Annotated in this window: 20 protein-coding genes; 5 read left to right on the top strand and 15 right to left on the bottom strand. The window is 58.5% G+C overall.

Annotated features, from left to right (window positions below; all coding sequences use genetic code 11):
• Position 1: 1 nt before the first annotated feature.
• Together BSF40_RS21180 and BSF40_RS21175 are read right to left on the bottom strand one after the other, a co-directional pair.
• Positions 2–661, bottom strand: coding sequence for a MarC family protein (locus BSF40_RS21180; protein WP_095966590.1), 660 nt, complete (start codon positions 659–661; stop codon positions 2–4).
• Between the two features lie 147 nt (positions 662–808).
• Positions 809–2395, bottom strand: coding sequence for a GMC family oxidoreductase (locus BSF40_RS21175; RefSeq protein ID WP_095966589.1), 1587 nt, complete (start codon positions 2393–2395; stop codon positions 809–811).
• Between the two features lie 132 nt (positions 2396–2527).
• Between BSF40_RS21175 and BSF40_RS21170 the strand changes: the two genes are divergently transcribed.
• Positions 2528–3532 carry an AraC family transcriptional regulator gene (locus tag BSF40_RS21170; protein ID WP_095966604.1) on the top strand — a complete coding sequence of 335 codons (1005 nt, stop codon included), beginning with the start codon at positions 2528–2530 and terminating at the stop codon, positions 3530–3532.
• 4 nt (positions 3533–3536) lie between these two features.
• Here the strand turns inward: BSF40_RS21170 and BSF40_RS21165 are convergent, their stop codons facing one another.
• The gene (locus BSF40_RS21165) at positions 3537–4502 is read right to left on the bottom strand and encodes a LysR substrate-binding domain-containing protein (protein WP_095966588.1); all 966 of its coding nucleotides are present in this window, start codon (positions 4500–4502) and stop codon (positions 3537–3539) included.
• Between the two features lie 138 nt (positions 4503–4640).
• On the opposite strand from BSF40_RS21165, the gene BSF40_RS21160 reads away from it, so the two are divergent.
• From BSF40_RS21160 to BSF40_RS21145, 4 genes are all read left to right on the top strand, one after another.
• Positions 4641–7016, top strand: a complete 2376-nt coding sequence (locus tag BSF40_RS21160; protein WP_095966587.1) for a crotonase/enoyl-CoA hydratase family protein — start codon at positions 4641–4643, stop codon at positions 7014–7016.
• 108 nt (positions 7017–7124) lie between these two features.
• Positions 7125–8582, top strand: a complete 1458-nt coding sequence (locus tag BSF40_RS21155) for a coniferyl aldehyde dehydrogenase (RefSeq protein ID WP_095966586.1) — start codon at positions 7125–7127, stop codon at positions 8580–8582.
• A 47-nt stretch (positions 8583–8629) separates the two neighbouring features.
• Positions 8630–9016, top strand: coding sequence for a tautomerase family protein (locus BSF40_RS21150; protein WP_095966585.1), 387 nt, complete (start codon positions 8630–8632; stop codon positions 9014–9016).
• Between the two features lie 97 nt (positions 9017–9113).
• Positions 9114–9917 carry an enoyl-CoA hydratase/isomerase family protein gene (locus BSF40_RS21145; protein ID WP_095966584.1) on the top strand — a complete coding sequence of 268 codons (804 nt, stop codon included), beginning with the start codon at positions 9114–9116 and terminating at the stop codon, positions 9915–9917.
• Between the two features lie 329 nt (positions 9918–10246).
• Here BSF40_RS21145 and BSF40_RS21140 read toward each other — a convergent pair whose 3' ends face one another.
• From BSF40_RS21140 to BSF40_RS21085, 12 genes are all read right to left on the bottom strand, one after another.
• Positions 10247–11062, bottom strand: coding sequence for a CoA ester lyase (locus tag BSF40_RS21140; protein WP_095966583.1), 816 nt, complete (start codon positions 11060–11062; stop codon positions 10247–10249).
• On the bottom strand, positions 11059–11901 hold the full coding sequence (locus tag BSF40_RS21135) for a MaoC family dehydratase N-terminal domain-containing protein (protein ID WP_095966582.1): 843 nt from the start codon (positions 11899–11901) through the stop codon (positions 11059–11061). The genes BSF40_RS21140 and BSF40_RS21135 overlap by 4 nt, the downstream gene beginning before the upstream one ends.
• 14 nt (positions 11902–11915) lie before the next feature.
• The gene (locus BSF40_RS21130; RefSeq protein WP_095966581.1) at positions 11916–12872 is read right to left on the bottom strand and encodes an electron transfer flavoprotein subunit alpha/FixB family protein; all 957 of its coding nucleotides are present in this window, start codon (positions 12870–12872) and stop codon (positions 11916–11918) included.
• Positions 12873–13622, bottom strand: coding sequence for an electron transfer flavoprotein subunit beta/FixA family protein (locus BSF40_RS21125; RefSeq protein ID WP_095966580.1), 750 nt, complete (start codon positions 13620–13622; stop codon positions 12873–12875).
• A gap of 37 nt (positions 13623–13659) precedes the next feature.
• Complete coding sequence (locus tag BSF40_RS21120) at positions 13660–14862, bottom strand: CaiB/BaiF CoA-transferase family protein (protein ID WP_095966579.1); 1203 nt, start codon at positions 14860–14862, stop codon at positions 13660–13662.
• Positions 14863–14881: 19 nt separating this feature from the next.
• Positions 14882–16045: an acyl-CoA dehydrogenase family protein gene (locus BSF40_RS21115; protein WP_095966578.1), complete on the bottom strand. Its 1164-nt coding sequence runs from the start codon at positions 16043–16045 to the stop codon at positions 14882–14884.
• Positions 16046–16110: 65 nt separating this feature from the next.
• Positions 16111–16707, bottom strand: a complete 597-nt coding sequence (locus BSF40_RS21110; protein WP_095966577.1) for a thiamine pyrophosphate-dependent enzyme — start codon at positions 16705–16707, stop codon at positions 16111–16113.
• A complete protein-coding gene (locus BSF40_RS21105; protein ID WP_007896342.1) occupies positions 16695–17234 on the bottom strand; it encodes a thiamine pyrophosphate-binding protein in 540 nt (179 codons plus the stop codon). The genes BSF40_RS21110 and BSF40_RS21105 overlap by 13 nt, the downstream gene beginning before the upstream one ends.
• A gap of 299 nt (positions 17235–17533) precedes the next feature.
• Positions 17534–18268 carry an amino acid ABC transporter ATP-binding protein gene (locus BSF40_RS21100; protein ID WP_095966576.1) on the bottom strand — a complete coding sequence of 245 codons (735 nt, stop codon included), beginning with the start codon at positions 18266–18268 and terminating at the stop codon, positions 17534–17536.
• Positions 18265–18936 carry an amino acid ABC transporter permease gene (locus BSF40_RS21095; protein ID WP_095966575.1) on the bottom strand — a complete coding sequence of 224 codons (672 nt, stop codon included), beginning with the start codon at positions 18934–18936 and terminating at the stop codon, positions 18265–18267. Before BSF40_RS21095 ends, BSF40_RS21100 begins: the two co-directional genes overlap by 4 nt.
• Positions 18936–19682, bottom strand: a complete 747-nt coding sequence (locus tag BSF40_RS21090) for an amino acid ABC transporter permease (protein WP_095966574.1) — start codon at positions 19680–19682, stop codon at positions 18936–18938. Before BSF40_RS21090 ends, BSF40_RS21095 begins: the two co-directional genes overlap by 1 nt.
• A gap of 86 nt (positions 19683–19768) precedes the next feature.
• Positions 19769–20683 (bottom strand): glutamate/aspartate ABC transporter substrate-binding protein, encoded by a 915-nt coding sequence (locus BSF40_RS21085; protein ID WP_095966573.1) that lies wholly within the window; start codon positions 20681–20683, stop codon positions 19769–19771.
• Positions 20684–21098 lie beyond the last annotated feature (415 nt).

Raw genomic sequence — 21098 nt, 5'->3', positions numbered from 1 at the left:
CCTACTTTGTCACGGCATTGAGCAGTACCCCATAGGACTGCAGAAACTCCACCGTCCCGTGAAAGATCAGCCCCACGCCCATCGCCGAAACGAAGAAACCGACGATGCGGGTCGCGGCATCGATGCCTTGCGGGCCAATCTTCTTGAGAATGTTGTTGGCGTAGGCCAACGAGAGGTAAGTGACCAGCATGGTGGCGCAGATCGCCAGCGCCACGACGGCGAAGGACAGCACGGCGCGGTCGGAGTCCTTGATGGTGCTGGTCAGGCCAATCACCGTGGCAATGGCACCGGGGCCGAACATGATCGGCATGGCCATGGGTATGAAAGATACGTCCTCGTCGCCTTTACCACCGCTTGGAATCAGGCTGCTGTCGGGCGAGGGCGCAAAAAGTTCGAACCCGATTCGCATCAGGATCACCCCGCCGACCACCCGAATCATACTCAGCGGAACTTCAAACAAACGCAGCAGCAGGTTGCCGAAAATCAAAAAGAAAAACATCAACAGCAATGCATAAAGACAGGCTTTGCGTGCAACGCGGCGCTGTTCGACAGAGTCTTTGCCCTGCAGCAGACCCAGGAATACCGGAATGGCCTCCAGTGGGTTGATGATTGCCAGCAGGGTAGTGAACATACCGAAGAACAGGGTGAGGTATGAGTTCATTGCTGATCTGCCCGAACGGGTGGTTGACCAAGTTACCTTAGCTGATCAGGAACAAATCACCTCAATCCACTGCCGCACTGTCCGGAACCTGTGTACCGAAACCGCTGACCTCCGGCCACAACGCCGAAGGTCGATTCGACGGCAGGATCACCTGCTGGCGGACACCCAGTCCGCCGCGCGTTCGGCGATCATGATTGAAGCGGCGTTGGTGTTGCCGCCCACCAGCGTCGGCATGATCGAGGCATCCACCACCCGCAGCCCCTCGATGCCGTGCACGCGCAATTGGCTGTCCACCACCGCATGTTCGTCGTTGCCCATCTTGCAGGTACCGACCGGGTGATAAATGGTGTCGGTACGCTGGCGCAACAGCTCGATCAGCTGTTCGTCGCCGTACAAGCCCTCGCTGAACATATCCTTCAAGCCATAACGCGCCATCGGCGCTTGTTGAATGATGTTTCGGGTCATGCGGTACCCCGTGAGCAGGGTCTCGACATCGTCGTCATGCCCGAGAATGTTCGGGTCGATGCGCGGTGGGGCACTCGGGTCGTTTGATTGCAAGCCGACGCTGCCGATGCTCTTGGGCCGCAACACGCAGACGTGGCAACTGAAGCCGTGGCCCCAGTGCAGCTTGCGGTTGTGGTCGTCGATCATCGCGATCACCGAATGCAGCTGGATATCCGGGCGTGCAAGTTTGGCATCGGTTTTCAGGAAGCCGCCACCTTCGGCGAAGTTGCTCACAAAAGGGCCGCGCCGATGACGGGCATAGTCGATCAAGGCCTTGCCCATCTTCACACTGCCGCGCAGTGAGACACCCATTAATGACGTATCCTGACTCCTGTAGCTGAGCACGACATCCGGATGGTCCTGCAGGTTTTGCCCGACACCGGGCAGTTCGTGCTGCACCGTGATGCCTTGGGGCTTGAGTTCCTCTTGCGGGCCAATCCCCGAGAGCATCAGCAATTGTGGGCTGCCGAAACAACCGGCACTCAGCAGGACTTCCCGGCGTGCTTTTATGGTCTGGCGATTGCCCTTGAGGCGCAGCTCGACACCGACTGCTTTTTTGCCTTCGAGCACAATGCGTTCGGCCGCGGCCGACGTCAGCACCGTGAGGTTCTTGCGCAGGTGTCGAACCGGTTTGAGGAACGCGGTGGCCGTGCTCCAGCGCCGACCGTCGCGGATCGTCACGTCGAACTGGCCAACGCCTTCCTGGTCGACGCCATTGAAATCGGGATTGTGGCGGTGTCCGGCCATCTGCCCCGCCTCGATGAAAGCTTGTGTGACGGGATGCATCGGGTTCCTGCCGACATAAAGTTCGCCTTGCGCCCCGTGGTAGTCGCATGCGCCGCGGTGACTCATTTCACTCTTGCGAAAGTACGGCAGTACATCGGCGAACGACCAGCCGGGATTGCCCAGCGCCTGCCAATCGTCGAAGTCACCATGGTGGCCACGGATGTACACCATGCCGTTGATCGAACTGCTTCCGCCCAGCACCTTGCCGCGTGGCTGGTAGCCGCGACGGCCGTTCAAGCCGGGCTGCGGTACCGTGTGAAATGCCCAGTTGACGTGTCGGCTCGGCAGGATCGCCGCGACGCCCACCGGGGCATGGATCAATGGCGAGCGGTCTTCCGGACCGGCCTCCAGCAAACATACCGTGATCTCGGGATTTGCACTCAAGCGGTTGGCCAGGACACAGCCGGCTGAACCGGCACCAATGATTACGTAGTCGAATTCCATCACACAATGATCCCGAGCGAGCGAACAGGGGCTGCTTCACCAGGAAGCAACAAAGGTACCTGGGACCGATTGTTGGCTGAAGGCGTTAGAAAATTATTGACCTCTCATGCCAATTATTTGATCTTTGACGACATGACTACATTGATCAGAACAAGCTCGTTGACCGGATTCCGTGAGGTGGCAAGCCAGCTTGGCGGGCAAGCCGACCTCATGCTCGAGCGCTTCCGCATCCATCCGGACGTGCTGATGGACGAGGAAGCACGGGTACCGTTGCGTTCGCTGGTCGGGTTGCTGGAGTTTGCCGCACGAGAGCTCGATTGCCCTGATTTTGGCCTGCGCATGGCCGAGTACCAGGACTTGCACGTCTTGGGGCCGATTGCGGTCATCGCTCGAACGTGCGCAACGGCAGGGGAGGCGTTGGAGCAAATCATCCGTTTTATCGGCTACCACAGCCCGGGCATCCAGCTTGATCTGGACCTCAGCGAGAACCACGCGCCGCGCCTGTTGATCGACATTCGCCTGTCCGGACCGACCCCGCGACGGCAAATGGTGGAGTTGGCAATGGGGGTGGCGCATAACGGTATGAAGTTACTGTATGGCGACAACTTCGTTGCCCAGGCGGTTCTGTTTTCCGCCAATCACTCAGTGGCTCAAGCACGGTACCGGCGCTATTTCAAAACCGCGGTGTGCACCGGTCAATCCTGCAACGCCCTGGTACTTCGTGACGAACAACTCAATCAGCGGATTGAACAGCAGGCTCCCTACCTGCATCGCGCACTGGAGCAGTATTTCCAGCAGTTCGACTTGCAAGCGACGTCGGATGTTGTCAGTCAGGTCGAGCGCCTGGTGTTGCGCATGATGCCGATACAGCGTTGCCGTTTGCCATTGATTGCCGAGCAACTGGGCATGCACGTGCGTATGTTGCAGCGAAGGCTGGCCGAGCAGGGGCGAAGCTTCGATGAAATGGTCGAGAGCCTGCGGCGTGACCGTGCCGATCACTATCTGGCGGAGCGGCACATGCCGATGTCCCAGGTTGCCGGTCTGCTCGGCTATAGCGAACAGAGCGTGTTCAATCGCGCTTGCCAGCGCTGGTTTTCCATGTCGCCGGGAGCCAGGCGCCGTCAGTTGTTCGAATGAAAGGTTATCGATCTTCGCGCGGGACCTGATGGCTGGCGACATCGAGACCGTCGGCGAAATGGCCGCTGTTGCGAATCACAGCCTTCAGCCAGCGCCGCAGCCGCAAGACTTTGGGAGACATCTCATTGCCATTGAGACACAGCAAGCGGTAAGCCGACACTCGCTCCAGCTTCTCCTTGAAAGGCAGGACCAATTGGCCATTCTTCAGGTGCTTTTCGATAAGCCCCAGCGGAGCCATCATCAATCCGTGACCGTCAATGGCCGCCTGCAGGCCATCACTCAGGCTTTCAAAAAGCAGCTCACGCTGTGGCGGGATATCCATGCGTCCGGCGGCTTGATTCCAAAGCGTCCAGACGCCAGGTGCCTGGGCTAGCGTAATGCGAGGGATACTCTCGATACGCTCCCCGGCAACAAGTCTTGCCGCTATTTGCGGTGCACAGACAGGCGCACCGGATACATCCGCCAGCTTTTCCGAAAATACGTTGAATCGGGTTTGCGTGGTGTGGCGAATGGCGATGTCCAGCTCGCGGGCTTCCAGATCGGCCACTCTGGATGAAAACTCCATATGCACTGTGATATCCGGGTTCTCATGCTCGAACTGCGCCATGCCCGCACTCAGGTAGGTCGCCGCGAAACTGGGCGCCACACTGATGCGTAAAGGGCTGGTGTCACTGGCTTGTTTGACTGCTTGAAGCCCGATAGAGATCTCGGCCAGCCCCCGGCTGACGTGAAGCTGCAGCTTGCGGCCGCTTTCGGTCAATTCGATTTGCCGATTGCGTCGAACAAAAAGCGCCACACCCAATACGCCTTCCAGCCTTCGTACCTGGTGACTGATTGCCGAAGGCGTCAGGTGCAGGAACGTCGCGGCCTCTTGAAAGGAGCCCAGCCGCGCAGCGGCTTCAAAAGCATTGAGCGCGGGTAGTTGTCGCACGCTTTCCGCAGGGATGAGGATCTTCTTTTCGCGTGACATTTTGTCATCCAAGTAAAACCAATGTCGTTTGTCGAGCTCACGACCCCGCTCGTACTGTTGTTCACGAGATCGATGATCCGAGGCGCACTCATGCGTCTCGGAACACGCCATGACCAATACCACGAGCGGGGTAAAAACATGAATTCATTTCTGTTGCAAAGGCCATTGGAAGTGCCAGTCGGGTCCTTCGCCGGGCTATTCCTGGAGCGAATCCAACGCTACGCAGACAACCCGGCGCTGATCGACGGGCTGAGCGGTGAGCAACTGACCTATGCCGAACTGTCCCGGCATGTGCGTGTACTGGCCGGCAACCTGATCGAGCGCGGTCTGGAGCCTGGGGAGGTCACCGCCATCATCGCGCCGAACAGCGTCTGGTTCCCGGTGGCTCTGTACGGTATAGCCTTCGCCGGCGGCGTGTACTCCACACTCAATCCCATGTCCTCACCAGAGGACGTGCGAGAACTCCTCAAGCTGGTGGGGGCCACGCGTGTGATCGTCACCCCGCAAGTCTTCGAAAGGCTACGTGACACCCTGTCCACATTGCAGCTCAAAGAAATTTTCGTGCTGGGTGAGTCCGCGGGCCTCACGCCGTTTGCCTCGTTGCTGGTGGGCAAGCCTCTGGCCGAAGAGCGCTGCCGTGATCTGCAAAAGGACCTGTTGGCCCTGATGTTTTCCAGTGGCACCAGCGGCTTCCCCAAGGCGGTGATGCTCAGCAATCGCAACTACGTTGCGGCGACCGAGCAGGTGACCGCCGCCCAGGTTTTCCGCCGGTCCGACACCATCCTGGCGGCGCTGCCGTTCTTCCATATCTATGGACAGACCAGCTTCATAGGCTCGGCGCTTTCTCAGGGCGCGCGCTTGATCGTATTGCCAGCTCTCGACCTGGAAGTGACTTTGCGCGTGATTCAGGACTACAAAATCACTGTCGCTCCGGTCGTTGCTCCCGTTGTGTTGCAGTTTGCCAAGCATCCTTTGGTCGATCACTTCGACCTGTCGAGCCTGCGCCTGGCCATCTCCGGTGCCTCACCCATCAGTGCCGACCTGCTGAAGAGCGCCGCCGATCGATTGAAAGTACCGGTGCTCAACGGCTGGGGCCTTACCGAATCCACCACCACCGGCGCTGTTTCCGAGCCAGGCATGCCGAAAGAGGCCGAAGGTTCGGTCGGCCGGGTAATGCATGGCATTGAGGTGCGGGTCGTGGAAATCGGCGGCAGCCAGGACGTGGCGCCAGGTGCCGATGGCGAGCTGCTGATACGCGGTCCCAACGTGATGCTCGGCTACTTCAACAATCCGGCGGCAACCGCCGAAACGATCGATGCGCAGGGCTGGCTCCGAACCGGAGATGTCGGCCGGTTCGATGAGCACGGCAATCTGCGAATCATCGACCGCGCCAAAGAGTTCATCAAGTTCAAGGGCTTCCAGATCAGCCCGGTCGAACTCGAAAGTGTGTTGTTGATGCACCCTGCGGTGGCCGATGCCGGCGTCGTGCCCAGCCCTGACACCGAATCCGGTGAGGTGCCCAAAGCCTTCGTTGTGCTGCGCTCACCTGTGACCGAAGCCGAACTGATCGACTTCGTCGCACAGCGTGTAACCCCCTACAAGAAACTGCGCGACATCGAGTTCATCGACGCCATTCCGAAGAACCCGGCAGGGAAAATCCTGCGGCGGATCCTGGTACTGCGCGAGCGCGAAAAACGCGAAACCCATGCCGCGTCCGGCGACCGTCTTGAAGATCGGGTGGTTATCACACGCCACGGTAATGTGCTGTCGATCTGCCTGGACCGTCCGCGCAAGATGAATGCCTTCGACCGCGACATGTTCATCGGCCTGGCCAAGGCCATGGCGATCTACGAAGACGATCCAAGCCTGCGTTGTGCGGTGTTGCATGCCAATGGCCTGGTCTTCACCTCGGGCATGGACATCGTCAGTACTGCGCCTCTCGCCGCGCGGGGAGAGTTGCGTATCGGCGATCCATCGCTGGTGGATATGCTCGAAATCGACCCGGCCGTTCGCCGCCGGAGCAAACCGGTGGTCCTTGCCGTTCATGGCAAGTGCATGAACCTGGGGGTGGAGCTGGCGGCAGCGGCGGATATCGTTATCGCCGCGCAAGATGTCACGTTCATTCAACGCGAGGTGGCAGTCGGGTTGTTCCCGTTCGGGGGTGCCACCGTGTTCTTGCCGGCAAAAATCGGTCTCGGAAACGCGCTTCGCTACATCCTGACTGCGGAGGAGTTCGATGCTCAGTCCGCTTGCCGGATGGGGCTGGTGCAAGAAGTCGTACCGCAGAGCCAGCTGATGACGCGCGCTTTCGAATTCGCACGGCTGATTGCGCAGAACTCACCGTCCGGGGTTAAAGCAGCGCTTGCGTCGGTGCGCCTGGCTCGTGAAAAAGGCCCCGAGGCGGCGCTTGCAACACTGCTAAGTGAAGTCGCCCGGTTGACCGGTGCAGAAGACTTCAAGGAAGGCGCTGCGGCCTTCCTGGAAAAACGAGCGCCGAACTTCAAGGACGCGTGAGCGCCACACCGGATGCATTGAATCCTTTGCAATAGAAGGGGGGCGGCTGCGCGACAAGCGTAGCCAAACCCATTTGCCGCCTTTCAATCACTACACAAGGAACTCGGCATGAGTGCCCTGAATATTGCCCAGCCCATCGTTCCCCCCGCCATGCAATCCTGCTTCGAGCACCAACGCGCCGCCTACCTCGCCACGCCCGAGCGCAGCTATGCCCAGCGCGTGGAAGACCTCAAGAAGTTGGCGCGGATGCTGAAAGACAACCGCCAGGCACTGATCGAAGCGATCAACCAGGACTACGGCAACCGCTCCACCTTCGAGACGCTGTTCGCCGAGTTTTTCGTCGTGCTGGGAGATATCAAGTCCACCATCAAGCACCTGAAGAAGTGGATGAAACCGCAGAAGCGTCACATCGATCTGATGGTTTACCCCACCTCCAGCAACCGTGTCATTCCCCAGCCGTTGGGCGTGGTCGGCGTGATCGTACCCTGGAACTTTCCGCTGCTGCTGTCGTTCGGGCCACTCACCGCCATCTTCGCCGCCGGCAACCGGGCGATGGTCAAGATGTCGGAAAACTCGAACTATCTGACGCGTCTTCTGATGTCCATCACACCGAAATACTTCCCGCCGCAACAGCTTCAGTTCTTCGAAGACAGCGGCGCCAATGGCTCGGTGGGCCCGGCGTTTTCCTCGATCTCCTTCGACCATCTCTTCTTCACGGGTTCGGGTCAGACCGGCCGCGCCGTGATGGCGAATGCTGCGCGCAACCTGACCCCGGTGACGCTGGAGTTGGGCGGAAAATCACCCGCCGTGGTCGCGCCGGATTTCCCGATGACCCTGGCCGTCGATCGCATCATGTGGAGCAAGGCCTTCAACGCGGGCCAGATCTGCACCAACGTCGACTATGTCTTCATTCCCGCCGGCTCCGAGGCGGACTTTGAACGCGAAGCCCAGCGGGTCATAGCCGAGCGCTACCCCGATATCAATCATGCCGATTACACGTCCATGATTGACCAGCGCGCCTATGACCGCATGCAGGCCACGCTGGATGATGCTGTGGCGAAGGGCGCGCGCGTGGTCAATCTTTTCCCCGGCCAGACGCCGGACAAGACCCAGCGAAAATTCCCGCTGACCCTGGTATTCAACGTCAGCGACGACATGGTCATCATGCAGCGCGAGATATTCGGCCCGCTGCTGCCGCTCAAGACCTATACCACTCGCGACGAAGTGGCCGGTTATGTCAACCAGCACGACAGGCCACTGGCGCTGTATCCCTTCACCAGGGACCGCGCCCTGCAGGACTACTACGTGACCCACATCATGTCGGGCGGCGTATGCATCAACACCGCGCTGCTGCACGTGTCTCAGCACGACATGCCCTTCGGCGGCGTGGGCGCCAGCGGTATGGGCCATTACCACGGTTACGAAGGCTTTCAGACCTTTTCCAAAATGCGCCCCGTCTATCGTCAGGGCTTCTTCGCGGCCACCAGGATGATGCTGCCGCCCTACGACAAAGGACCGCTCAAGCCCAACAAGCTGATCGAACTGATCATCAAGTTGAAGGGCTGAAGCCCTGTTTACCTGACTGTTGCATAACGTCTTCAAAGGAGTTTTCCATGCCCCTCTATGAATGCCAGACCGTCAAAGGAACGCTCAGCGAGCGTCAACGCCAATCGCTGGCCGAGTCCATCACATCCATTCACACCAGGGAGACGGGCGCGCCGGCCAGCTACGTGCACGTGCTGTTCAAGGAGCTTGAAGCGGGAAGCGCATTCACCGCCGGCCAAGTCGCGACCCCCGCGATAATTCGCGGCCAGATACGTGCGGGACGACCACAAGCGACGCGCCACGCCATCCTGCGCGCAATCACCGACGTTTACATGGCAGTCACCGGGGCCGATGCGAATGCAGTGGTGGTGGCAGTGGTCGACATTCCCGCTTCATGGGCCATGGAAGGCGGTCATATTTTCCCGGAGCCGGAACAGCCCCCTGAAGTGGCCTGACACGCTTCGCTGCGACGAAAACATTTGCGCATTTTTTGACGGCCGACAACTTTGCGATCGCCGTACGCACCCCTTACAAAAAAAGGAATCACCCATCATGTCCAACGAAAACCCCCTGTTGATCACGCGTCACGGCGCCGTTATGTCCATCAGCATCAATGACGCACCGATCAACCGAATGAGCTTCGCTTTCATCGACGCTCTGGAAGCGGCGGTGGAAGAGGCCGCCACCGATCCAAGTGTGCGTGCCCTGCTTTTCACGGGTGAAGGTGAGGCCAATTTCTCCGTTGGCATGGACCTCAAGGAGGCGATGCGCGAGGTTCCAGCCCGCGGTGGTTGGGACACCGTGCTTGACCAGCGCCTACGTGTTCTGGCGCGCATCGAGTCCCTGGGCAAGCCGTCGGTTGCCACTCTGTTCGGATACTGCCTGGGCGGCGGGCTCGAATTACCCCTGGCCTGCCATTTCCGTCTTGCCGCCGATACTGGCACTCAGATAGGTCTGCCCGAGATGGATCTGGGAACCGTGCCGGCATGGGGCGGTTCGGTGCGCCTGACTCGCTGCATTGGTCGTGACAACGCGCTCGATATGGTGTTGCGTGCCCGCAGGATTGACGGTCACGAAGCCTTGCGCATGGGGCTGGTGCGTTCTGTTCATCCAGTCGCCGAACTCAAGGCAGCAGCGATGGCGCTGGCGCAGGAACTGGCTGAGAAGGCGCCACTGGCCGTGGACGGTGTACTGCGCTGTATCGTAGGCGCCGACGAGAGGACACTGGACGAAGGACTGCGTGTAGAGCGCAAGGCATTCCTGCACTGCGCGGCGAGCAAGGATCAGGCTGAAGGTGCACGCGCCTTCTTCGAAAAGCGCAAGCCGGTATTTACGGGTAACATGGCTAATCAATAAGTATGGGGACGAGGCTACGGTAGATCAAGGTGTTAGAAATGGATTTTTCACTCATGCTAAAAAATGTTGATCGCCTAAAATTGAATAAATGATCGCGTCTGTTGGCGCTGATGCGATTTTGACCCAGGCTGCCAGAAGTCATTGACCTACCCGAGTACTCAACAAAAGATGGCCTTGCGGGTGATTTCAGAGGCAGCATTTGGGTCAGTCAAAATCAGCAGCCTGGATCAAAATCGCATCAGCGCCAACAGCTGGAGACGTTAGTCATGACACTGTCCTGCGAAATGTGAATGAAAGTGCAGCTTCAGAACAAAAGTCTCGCCGTTTAGTCAAGTCGCGCGCGCCAGGATGGAATGCGCGCGACCGATGACCGGTGCATCGACCATTTGCCCGTCCAGCACGAACACGCCTTCACCTGAATGGGCTGCGTCGACAATGCGTTGCGCCCAGAGAAGCTCTTCAGGGCTGGGTTTTAACGCCTGATGGATGATTGCCACTTGGCTCGGATGAATGCACAACGCGCCGCCAAAGCCCATGTCGCGGGCAAATTGAACGGTGTTGTGCAGGCCAGCGGTGTCCTGGATTGAGGGGAAGACACCGTCCAGAGCCGGGGCCAGTCCGGCAACCCGTGTGCAGAGCAACACGGCGTAGCGGGCGTGGCTGAGAATCTCTTCGGCAGCACGGCTGCCGGCGGTCAGGTTCAGATCCAGGCCCAGGTCGAGGCTGCCGAACGACAAGCGTTCAGTGCCTTTCGCACCAGCAATCGAGCTGAGTGCCGCCAAGCCTTTGGCGCTCTCGATGATCGGCCAGATCGGTTTACCGGTGCTAAAGGCGGTGGACACCTGCGCCGCGCTTTCTGCTTTGGGCAGCAGAATGGCGGTCACGCCGGCATGCCGACGGCAAAGATCCAGGTCCGCAGTGTGCGCCCAGTGCTCCGGGGCATTCACCCGAACCAACACCTGAGCTTCGGGGTGTTCACTCAAGAAACGTTCAAGGTTATCCCGGGCCTCCTCTTTGAGGTTTTCCTGCACGGCATCTTCCAGGTCGACAATGACTCGGTCCGCGCCGCTGGCGATGGCTTTGGGGATGCGCTCTGGACGGGTGGCCGGCACAAACAGGGCGGAGCGAACAATCGATGGACTCATGGTGTTTCTCCCTGGCTGAACTCGACTTCACCGATCTGCGCGGTGCCGTCCTGATTGCCTGCCCAAACCTCAGCCTTGCCTGGCTCGATCACCCGGCCGCCGACTTCGAACGGCTGAGGCGAAATCAGTGGCCGCACACCACGGAAACTGAAGCGCTTGAGGGTTACCCCAGGGTGTGCGCGCAAGAACGCGCGCAGGTTCAAGGTGGCGATCAGCGGGCCGTGCACCACCAGGTCCGGATACCCTTCGGTCTCGGTCACGTACGGCCAGTCATAGTGAATCCGGTGGCCATTGAAGGTCACCGCGGAATAACGAAACAGTAATGTTGCACTGGGAACTACCGGCTCGCGCCACTGACCGGCCGCCAGTGGTTCGGTGCCGCCAAGCTTGGGTGGGGTGGGTTCGCGGTAGACGATGTCCTGCTCGTCGACCAATGCGCACTCACCCTCCTGGAAAAACTCATGGCGCACGGTGACGAACAGCAGCGAGCCGGTGCGTCCGTGTTTCTCCTCGACCTTGAGTATCGTTGAGAGGCGATCGACCTGGGCTTCGACGCGCAAGGGGCGGTTGAACGTTAGCCGGCTGCCTGCCCACATGCGGTTGCGGTTGTCCGCCGGCGGCAGGAAACCACCGCGCGCCGGATGGCCGTCCTGGCCAAGTCCGTCCTCGGCAACCGGCTCCTGGAAGAATGCCCAATGCCACAGGGGCGGCAGCGTTTCACCAGGTTGCGGTGCAGCTTCGCCGAGTGTCGCGGCAATGCGCTTGACCAAGTTGTAGCTAATCTGGTCGTGGCTTTCTTCGACTCGGCCGATCCAAGCAGAAATATCAAGGTTGCTCATGGCGTTTACTCCTTTCAGACCACCGAGGTGAATTCTGGAATGGCTTCAAACAGATCTACTACCAGGCCGTAATCGGCCACCTGGAAGATCGGCGCTTCTTCGTCCTTGTTGATCGCAACGATCACCTTGGAGTCTTTCATGCCGGCCAGGTGCTGGATCGCGCCGGAGATACCGACGGCGATGTACAGCTGTGGAGCAACGATCTTGCCGGTCTGACCGACCTGCATGTCGTTGGGTACGAAACCGGCGTCGACGGCAGCGCGGGAAGCACCGACGGCAGCGCCCAGCTTGTCGGCCAGGGCGTACAGGTGTTTGAAGTTGTCGCCGTTCTGCATGCCACGGCCGCCGGAAACGACGATCTTGGCGGCGGTCAGTTCCGGACGATCGGACTTGGCCAGTTCTTCGCCGACGAAGCTGGAAGTGCCAGTGTCGTGTGCAGCGGCAACGGCTTCAACAGCCGCCGAACCACCTTCAGCTGCCACCGGGTCGAAACCGGTGGCGCGAACGGTGATCACTTTGACCGCAGCGTTGGACTGTACGGTAGCAATGGCGTTACCGGCGTAGATCGGGCGCTTGAAGGTATCAGCGCTTTCGACCGAGATGATCTCGGAGATCTGGTCAACGTCCAGCTGAGCGGCAACGCGCGGCAGGATGTTTTTGCCGTTGGACGTGGCCGAGGCCAGGACATGGCTGTAAATCGAGTGTTGTTCGATCACCAGACTGACCACTAACGGTGCAACATTTTCGGGGAGTTGATGCGCGTAGGCGGCGTTGTCGGCTGCCAGTACTTTGGATACGCCAGCAATTTTTGCAGCGGCTTCAGCTACAGCGCCAACACCTGCACCGGCAACCAGTACATGAATATCACCACCGATTTTCGCGGCAGCCGCAACGGTGTTCAGCGTGGCCGGGGCCAGTACTTTGTTGTCCTGCTGGTCAGTTGAATAGTCAGCAATCACCAGGATAGTCATTCAGATCACCTTCGCTTCGTTTTTCAGTTTCTCGACCAGTTCAGCCACCGACTTGACCTTGATACCCGCGCTGCGTGCAGCTGGCGCTTCGACTTTCAGGGTTGTGTTGGTGGAGGCGGTGGAAACGCCCAAAGCGTCCGGAGTCAGCACTTCGAGAGGCTTCTTCTTGGCTTTCATGATGTTTGGCAGAGACGCGTAGCGCGGCTCGTTCAAACGCAGGTCGGTGGTGACGATGGCCGGCAGTTTCAGGGAAACCGTCTGCGCGCCGCCGTCGACTTCGCGAGTCACGGCCACGCAGTCGCCGCTGATTTCGACTTGGGACGCGAACGTGCCCTGACCGTAGCCGCTCAAGGCAGCGAGCATCTGGCCAGTCTGGTTGTTGTCGCTGTCGATGGCCTGTTTGCCAAGGATCACCAACTGAGGCTGTTCCTTGTCGACAACAGCTTTCAACAACTTGGCAACGGCCAGGGAAGTCAGGTCTTCGGCGGATTCGACGAGGATGGCGCGGTCGGCCCCCAGAGCCAGCGCGGTGCGCAGTTGCTCTTGAGCGGTGGACGGGCCGATGGAGACGACGACGATTTCAGTCGCAATACCGTTCTCTTTCAGGCGTACGGCTTCTTCCACGGCGATTTCGCAGAACGGGTTCATCGACATCTTGACGTTGGCGAGGTCGACGCCGGAATTGTCCGCCTTGACGCGAACTTTCACGTTGTAATCGACCACGCGTTTCACAGCTACCAGGATCTTCATTGGGCAGTGTTCACTCGAAAATAGTTGATCGTTGCTGTCAGATAGCCCCGGCTGCGCGCATTTGTTCGATGCGGTCCGTTCCCAGCCCCAGTTCCCTGAGCAGCTGTTCGGTGTGTTGACCAAGGCCGGGCACAGCATCCATACGCGGTTCAAAAGCGCTGTTGCTGCCGGGCGGTAGCAGACTCGGGATGCTGCCCGCAGAGGTCTCGACTTCCCGCCAGCGATCACGTGCCTGGAGTTGTGGATGATCCCAAACCCCTTGCATGTCATTGACCCGGGCGTTGGCGATCTGCGCATGCTCCAGCCGATCAAACACGGCATCGAAGTTGAGCGTGGAGAACGCTTCGACGATGAGTTGTCGTAGCGCGTGACGGTTTTCGACCCGCTTGAAGTTGGCCGAGAAGCGCTCGTCTTTGGCTAGTTCAGGTGTAAGGAGCACCTTCTCGCAAAACAACTGCCATTCACGCTCGTTCTGCAAACCCAGCATCACGGTGGTGCCGTCGCCGATAGGGAAGGGACCATAGGGATAAATAGTGGCGTGCGCGGCGCCGGCGCGAGGTGGCGGAGGGGCGCCGTCGTAGGCGTAGTACATCGGGTAGTTCATCCACTCGACCAGGCTTTCCAGCATCGACACATCGAGGTGGCTGCCTTCGCCGGTACGTTCACGCAACAACAGCGCAGACAGAATCCCGGTGTAGGCGTACATGCCAGCCGCAATGTCGGCGATCGAACATCCGGCCTTGGCCATTTCTTCCTCGCCCGGGCCGCCGGTCACCGACAGAAAACCTCCTTCGCTCTGAATCAACAGGTCGTAGGCTTTCTTCTTTTCATAGGGGCCACCGACGCCATAGCCGGAAATGTCGCAGACAATCAGCCGCGGAAAGCGCTGATGCAAAGCCTCGAATGACAGCCCTATTCGCGCGGCCGCACCGGGTGCCAGGTTCTGCACGAGCACATCGGCGGTGGCCAGCAAACTGTCCAGTACCTCGGTGGCAGGGTCTTGCTTCAAGTCCAGAGTCAGGCTTTCTTTCGAGCGGTTGGTCCAGACGAAGTGCGAGGCCAAGCCGTTGACGCGTTGGTCGTAACCCCGGGCGAAATCACCTGTTCCGGGACGTTCGACCTTGATCACACGGGCGCCAAGGTCGGCCAGTTGTCGGGTGCAGAAGGGCGCTGCAATGGCATGCTCAAGGCTGACGACGGTAATGCCATCGAGCGGGCGGAGGCCTTTGGGCTGGCTCATGGTGTTATCTCTCTTGTTATTAGAAAGAGCGCGGCAGCTCGAGCAGGTGTTCGGCCACGTAGGACATGATCAGGTTGGTGGAGATGGGCGCGACCTGGTACAGGCGGGTTTCACGGAATTTGCGCTCGACGTCGTACTCGCAGGCGAAGCCAAAACCGCCGTGGGTCTGCAAGCAGGCGTTGGCGGCTTCCCAGGAGGCTTTCGCCGCCAGGTACTTGGCCATGTTGGCGCTGGCCCCGGCGTTGATGCCGCTGTCGTATTCCTCGCAGGCACGCCAGCGCATCAGGTCGGCCGCCTCGATTTCGATGTGCGCTTCGGCAATCGGAAACTGCACACCCTGGTTCTGCCCGATCGGGCGCCCAAACACCACACGGTCGCGGGCATAAGCGCTGGCCTTTTCGATGAACCAGCGACCGTCACCAATGCATTCGGCGGCAATCAGGGTCCGCTCGGCATTCAGGCCGTCGAGGATGTACCTGAAGCCTTTGCCTTCCTCGCCGATCAGGCTGTCGGCAGGGATTTCCAGGTTGTCGAAGAACAACTCGTTGGTTTCGTGGTTGACCATGTTAGCGATCGGCTGCACGGTCATGCCATTGCCGATGGCCTCGCGCAGGTCGACGAGGAAGATCGACATGCCTTCGGATTTTTTCTTTACGTCGGCCAACGGCGTGGTGCGCGCCAGCAGGATCATCAGGTCGGAATGCTGGATCCGCGAGATCCACACCTTCTGACCGTTGATTACGTACTTGTCGCCTTTGCGTACGGCGGTGGTCTTGATCTTGGTGGTGTCGGTGCCGGTGGTGGGCTCGGTCACGCCCATCGATTGCAGGCGTAATTCCCCGTTGGCTAGTTTTGGCAGGTAGTAGCTTTTCTGCGCTTCGCTGCCGTGTCGCAGCAGGGTGAACATGTTGTACATCTGCCCGTGAACAGTGCCGGAGTTACCGCCGCAGCGGTTCACTTCTTCAAGGATCACCGAAGCTTCGGCCAACCCCAGACCGGAGCCGCCATATTCGACAGGGATCATCGCGGCCAGCCAGCCAGCATCAGTCAGGGCCTTGACGAAGGTTTCCGGAAAGCCTTTTTCTTCGTCGACTTTGCGCCAGTAGGCGGCATCGAATTCAGTGCAAAGAGCGCGTACGCCTTCGCGGATGGCATTGAGTTCTTCAGCGTTGCGGTCGGTCATTATTATTCTCCTCAGTGCGTCACGCACGGCTTTTGCCCTGCGTGACCGGGTCCGGCATAGAGCAATCAGATCGGGTTGAAGCCCAAGGCAGCGCGAAAGCGATTCTTGATGTAGTGACCATCGCGCGGTGGCAGCACCCGTGGCGGGTTTTCCGCTTTGATCTTGATCGTTGCGAGCTTGACGCCATCGCGGGTTGCAAAGTGCTCGCGCAAGTTGTGTACGCCTTCCATGTCGCGGATTTCATCAGTCCAGCTGAAGCCGCAGGTTTTCGCCACCTGGTCCAGGGAAATGCCAAAACCCGCGTGGCTGACCTGCATGCCGGTTTCGCCAAAGTGACCGTTGTCCAACACTGCGATGGTCAAGTTGGCGGGCTTTTGCAGCGCGACGGTCGCCAGTGCGCCGAAGCCCATGAGCAACTCACCGTCACCCGTGACGACCACCACCGATTTGTCCGGCTGGGCATTGGCCAGGCCCAGGCCCACCGTGATCGCACTGCCCATGGCGGCCCAGAGGTAGTAATTCAGATCATTGTCACCGGCCGCCATGACGTCATAGGACGCCGATCCCAGGCCGGTCACGACCAGCACGTCTTTGCGGTCGGCCAGCAAAGCCTTGACCACTTCACGGCGGCACAGGGTGTGGTTTGCGCTTACTTGACCCATTTCTTTTCTCCAATCAGGCGCTGGCCGAGCAGCAAGGCAGTGGCGGAATCACCGTTGAAGGCCATGGTCGCGGCACCGTGCAGCAACGGGGCGACGTCTTCCGGGACGTCCGCGCGCCAGGTCATCACTTTCATCAGGTTCAGGGAGGCTTCTGTGGCCTGGCCCATGGGGTTCTGCCACGCATTGAATTCGGCCCAGTCACCGCGCATGGTGACCACCATCAACAGCGGAAAACCGGCACAGACTTGAAGGGCCAGGGTGTTGATGCAGTTACCGACACCACTGGATTGCATCAAGAGGGCGCCGCGCTCACCGCCCAACCAGGCGCCGGCGAGGTAGCCGATGCCTTCTTCCTCAGTGGTGAGGACAACGGCCTTGATGTCCGGGTCTGCGTACGACATGCGGATCGCCGCCGAATGGCCTGCATCCGGTACGAAGACCACGTGTTTGACGTCGTGGGCCTTGAGCACGCGGAATACGTCCTCCTGCCAATCCTGTCCCACGGTTTGTTCAGCTTCTGTTGACATGCCTATCTCCCAAGCAGTGCTGCCTTTGTGTTTTCACTCATTCTGGGAGCGCTGGGGGAGAACTACGACTACCGTTTTTGTCTTTGAGATATGCCCATTGAGCATAGGTTGGGGGGATGGGAAGACTGGGCGAGGATGAAGATTACCGACGTTGGCCGGCACGTGCTGATTCACGCGACGCGAATCATGGAAGAGATGGCGTCTATCCGCGGTACGGTGGTCGGCAGGTGATCATCGGCCGCGAACCGGCGCTCAAAACGACGGCCTGCGCCCGACAAGTCGGACGCAGGATCACTCGTTTAATGTTGCAGAATTTTGCCCAAAAACTGCTGCGCTCGTTCGGAGCGGGCGCTGATGTCGCCGAAGAATTGCTCTTTGGGGCAGTCTTCGATGATCTGGCCCTGGTCCATGAAAATCACCCGGTTCGCCACTTTTCGGGCGAAGCCCATTTCGTGGGTCACGCACATCATGGTCATGCCTTCGTGGGCCAGTTGCACCATCACGTCGAGTACTTCGTTGACCATTTCCGGGTCCAGTGCCGAGGTCGGTTCGTCGAACAGCATGACGATCGGGTCCATCGCCAGCGCACGGGCAATCGCCACACGCTGCTGCTGACCGCCGGAGAGTTGGCCGGGGTGCTTGTGGGCATGGGCGGAGAGGCCGACGCGCTCGAGCAGTTGCAGGCCTTTCCTGTTGGCTTCTTCCTTGCTGCGGCCCAGCACCTTGATCTGCGCGATGGTCAGGTTTTCGGTGATGGTCAGGTGCGGGAACAGTTCGAAATGCTGGAACACCATGCCCACGCGCGAACGCAGTTTCGGCAGGTTGGTCTTCGGGTTGGCGATGGACGTGCCATCGACGATCACGTCGCCTTTCTGGAACGGTTCCAAGGCGTTCACGCATTTGATCAGGGTGGATTTGCCGGAACCGGACGGCCCGCACACCACGATCACTTCGCCTTTTTTGACCTCAGCGCTGCAATTCGTAAGCACCTGGAAGTTTCCATACCATTTGTCGACGTTCTTGATAGAAATCATACAGCGAACCTTCTTTGTAGACGCTTGACCACCCGCGAGGCGGCAAAGCTGATAGTGAAATACACCAGGCCCGCAACGATCAGGAATTCATTGGCGCGACCGATGATGTCGCCACTCGAACGAGAGGCGTTGAGGAAGTCCACCAAGCCAACGGTGTAAACCAGCGAGGTGTCCTGAAACAGAATGATGCTTTGTTGAAGCAGCAGTGGGGTCATCTTGCGAAACGCTTGCGGCAGGATGATCAGGCGCATCATCTGGCCGTAAGTCATGCCCAGTGCCTGGGCAGCGCCCATCTGGCCCTTCGGAATCGACTGCACGCCAGCCCGGACGATCTCGCAGAAATACGCTGCTTCGAACATCATGAAGGCCACGACACACGAGGTGAACGCGCCGATCGGCGTGTCTTCGCCAGTGATCCAGCGCAGCGCGAACGGGACCGCCAGGTAAAACCAAGTGATGACCAGCAGCAGTGGGATGGAACGGAAGTAGTCCACGTAGGTGCCGGCAATGCGCGACAACACGTTGCTGTGGGACAGGCGCATCAATGCCAGGATCGTGCCGAGGATGATCCCTCCGACGACGCCCATCGCCATCAGTCGCAAGGTCATGACCATGCCGTTCAACAAGCCGGGAAGGGCAGAAGTGATGTCGCTGAAATCGAATTCCATCATTTACCACCTATGGAAATCAGGCCGGGTACGGCGACTTTCTTCTCGACTTTGCGCATGAGCAGCATCAGGCCCATGTTCAAGGTGAAGTAGATCAGCGTGGCCAGGGTGAAGGCTTCGAACAGGTTGGCGGTGAATTCAGCTGTTTGTTTGGCTTGCGCCAGCAGTTCCATCAGGCCGATCAGCGAAGCCACCGATGAGTTTTTGAACACGGCCAGAAACTCGGTGGTAAGCGGCGGAATGATGATCCGGTAAGCCTGGGGCAGCAGCACGTTCCAGTAGATTTGCGGCAGCTTGAAACCCATGGCGCGGGCCGCGGATTCCTGGCCTTTTGGCAGCGCCTGAATGCCTGTACGGACTTGTTCACAGACACGAGCGGCCGTGAAAAGACCGAGGCATACGACGACGCTCAAGTAGGCCGAGGTGGTCGGGTTCAGGTCCTGCTTGTACCACTCCTGCAGGTGCTCAGGCAGCAGATCAGGTGCCAGGAAATACCAGATAAATAGTTGTACTAAAAGTGGGACATTTCGGAACACCTCCACATACAGGCTGGCAATGCCCGACACGATACGATTTGGCACGGTTCGCATGACACCGAGCACTGAGCCCAACAGCAACGCTATCATCCAGGCTACTACTGCAATCGCAATGGTCCAGCCCAGACCTGAAATAAACCAATTGAAATAAGTTTCATGTCCCACTCCAGTGGATTTTAAGAATACGCCCCAATCCCAGTTGTAATTCATAGAAAACACCTTCCAAACATATATTTTTGTGCATGCAACATGCCTCATGTCCACGTTTGGCGGACATGAGCAGATCAATGAGGTAGTTAAAGAGTTGCGGCAGGTGCAGGCTTGTCGACAGGGTTGGCAATGAGCTCTTTGAGTTCAAGACTCATGGGGAAGTTAAGGTTCAGGCCTTTCGGGGGGATGGGCTGATTAAACCATTTATCATAAATAGCGTTGATGTCACCCGAGGAGAAGATGGCTTTAATCGTGTCATCCACCACTTTTTTGAAAGGTTCGTCCCCCTTGCGCATCATACAGCCGTACATGTCCTGTGATTGCGCGGTGCCTGTGACTGCCCATTCACCGGGATTCCTGGCTTTGGCTCTTTCACCTGCCAACAGGGCATCGTCCTGCATGAATGCAGCGGCACGACCGGTCTCCAACATTTGGAATGACTCGCCGATGTCTTTCCCCGAGATGATGTTCATACCCATCTGCTTCTCAGCGTTCATCGCCCTAAGCAGGCGCTCGGATGTACCCCCGGCGGTGGTGACCACGTTCTTGCCTTTCAGGTTGTCAAAGTCTTGGTAGACGGAGTCTTTCTTGGACAACAGACGAGTGCTTACTTCAAATATGCCTACTGAGAAGTCAACCTGTTGTGCGCGTTCTGCATTGTTTGTCGTCGAACCACACTCCAGGTCTACGGTGCCATTCTGAACCAGGGGGATGCGGTTCTGGGCGGTAATCAGGTTGTATTTCACTTTCAGGTTGGGAATGCCTAACTCTTTCTTGATGGACTCGATAATTTTAAGTTGGATGTCTTGGGAATAGCCGATCGGCATCCCGGAGGCGTCCGCGATGTAGGAAAAGGGGATCGATGAGTCGCGGTGGCCGACCGTAATGGTGCCCGACTCTTTGATTTTTTTAAGCGTGCCGGTGAGTTCAGCCGCCATTAATGATGGGCTGATGATGGCTGCTGCAATCGCGGCGCTCAACAGTTTAGTGAACATACGCATCAGGAAATCCTCAAATTAGCTTAACAGGTTCTTCTAGACCCATGCGCCAGCTAATACGGCAATTGGACACGCCGAGTTTGCCAGCATCGATTCTACTTAATTTTTGGCAGGCTTTAATGATGTGAGTGAAATGCTATTTTTTGGCGCGAGGCTTATAGGAGAGTGCCCAGTATTGTTGGCAATACTTATCTGACTCTGGTTTTACTTTGGTGGCCAGCGTGGTGTCTTTTTTTAGCAATAGAAGGTGTTTGCTGGTAGCTGTGATCATTGCCGTATCCTGTTGTTGTTATTTTGACATATGACGGATTCAAACTACCATTGCCACGCAGCGCGTGGTATGGCTCGTGATGAATAGCAGCTATGCCAAGGCGCTCTAGCTGGCGCATTGAAGGTAAATGCCAGAGATACACGTCAA

The sequence above is a fragment of the Pseudomonas sp. ACN5 genome (assembly GCF_002303975.1).
In the GTDB taxonomy this organism is placed as follows: domain Bacteria; phylum Pseudomonadota; class Gammaproteobacteria; order Pseudomonadales; family Pseudomonadaceae; genus Aquipseudomonas; species Aquipseudomonas laurylsulfatiphila.
Note: the sequence above shows the minus strand (reverse complement) of the source record. Positions and strands in the feature narration are given on the sequence as shown.

Bases quoted from the DNA above. Each gene is read 5' to 3' on its own strand.
- BSF40_RS21155 (WP_095966586.1), top strand. From the start codon at position 7,125: ATGAGTGCCCTGAATATTGCCCAGCCCATCGTTCCCCCCGCCATGCAA.
- BSF40_RS21140 (WP_095966583.1), bottom strand. From the start codon at position 11,062: ATGAGTCCATCGATTGTTCGCTCCGCCCTGTTTGTGCCGGCCACCCGT.
- BSF40_RS21090 (WP_095966574.1), bottom strand. From the start codon at position 19,682: ATGAATTACAACTGGGATTGGGGCGTATTCTTAAAATCCACTGGAGTG.
- BSF40_RS21105 (WP_007896342.1), bottom strand. From the start codon at position 17,234: ATGTCAACAGAAGCTGAACAAACCGTGGGACAGGATTGGCAGGAGGAC.
- BSF40_RS21095 (WP_095966575.1), bottom strand. From the start codon at position 18,936: ATGGAATTCGATTTCAGCGACATCACTTCTGCCCTTCCCGGCTTGTTG.
- BSF40_RS21150 (WP_095966585.1), top strand. From the start codon at position 8,630: ATGCCCCTCTATGAATGCCAGACCGTCAAAGGAACGCTCAGCGAGCGT.
- BSF40_RS21120 (WP_095966579.1), bottom strand. From the start codon at position 14,862: ATGAGCCAGCCCAAAGGCCTCCGCCCGCTCGATGGCATTACCGTCGTC.
- BSF40_RS21165 (WP_095966588.1), bottom strand. From the start codon at position 4,502: ATGTCACGCGAAAAGAAGATCCTCATCCCTGCGGAAAGCGTGCGACAA.
- BSF40_RS21135 (WP_095966582.1), bottom strand. From the start codon at position 11,901: ATGAGCAACCTTGATATTTCTGCTTGGATCGGCCGAGTCGAAGAAAGC.
- BSF40_RS21175 (WP_095966589.1), bottom strand. From the start codon at position 2,395: ATGGAATTCGACTACGTAATCATTGGTGCCGGTTCAGCCGGCTGTGTC.
- BSF40_RS21180 (WP_095966590.1), bottom strand. From the start codon at position 661: ATGAACTCATACCTCACCCTGTTCTTCGGTATGTTCACTACCCTGCTG.
- BSF40_RS21115 (WP_095966578.1), bottom strand. From the start codon at position 16,045: ATGACCGACCGCAACGCTGAAGAACTCAATGCCATCCGCGAAGGCGTA.
- BSF40_RS21160 (WP_095966587.1), top strand. From the start codon at position 4,641: ATGAATTCATTTCTGTTGCAAAGGCCATTGGAAGTGCCAGTCGGGTCC.
- BSF40_RS21130 (WP_095966581.1), bottom strand. From the start codon at position 12,872: ATGACTATCCTGGTGATTGCTGACTATTCAACTGACCAGCAGGACAAC.
- BSF40_RS21145 (WP_095966584.1), top strand. From the start codon at position 9,114: ATGTCCAACGAAAACCCCCTGTTGATCACGCGTCACGGCGCCGTTATG.
- BSF40_RS21110 (WP_095966577.1), bottom strand. From the start codon at position 16,707: ATGGGTCAAGTAAGCGCAAACCACACCCTGTGCCGCCGTGAAGTGGTC.
- BSF40_RS21125 (WP_095966580.1), bottom strand. From the start codon at position 13,622: ATGAAGATCCTGGTAGCTGTGAAACGCGTGGTCGATTACAACGTGAAA.
- BSF40_RS21085 (WP_095966573.1), bottom strand. From the start codon at position 20,683: ATGCGTATGTTCACTAAACTGTTGAGCGCCGCGATTGCAGCAGCCATC.
- BSF40_RS21170 (WP_095966604.1), top strand. From the start codon at position 2,528: ATGACTACATTGATCAGAACAAGCTCGTTGACCGGATTCCGTGAGGTG.
- BSF40_RS21100 (WP_095966576.1), bottom strand. From the start codon at position 18,268: ATGATTTCTATCAAGAACGTCGACAAATGGTATGGAAACTTCCAGGTG.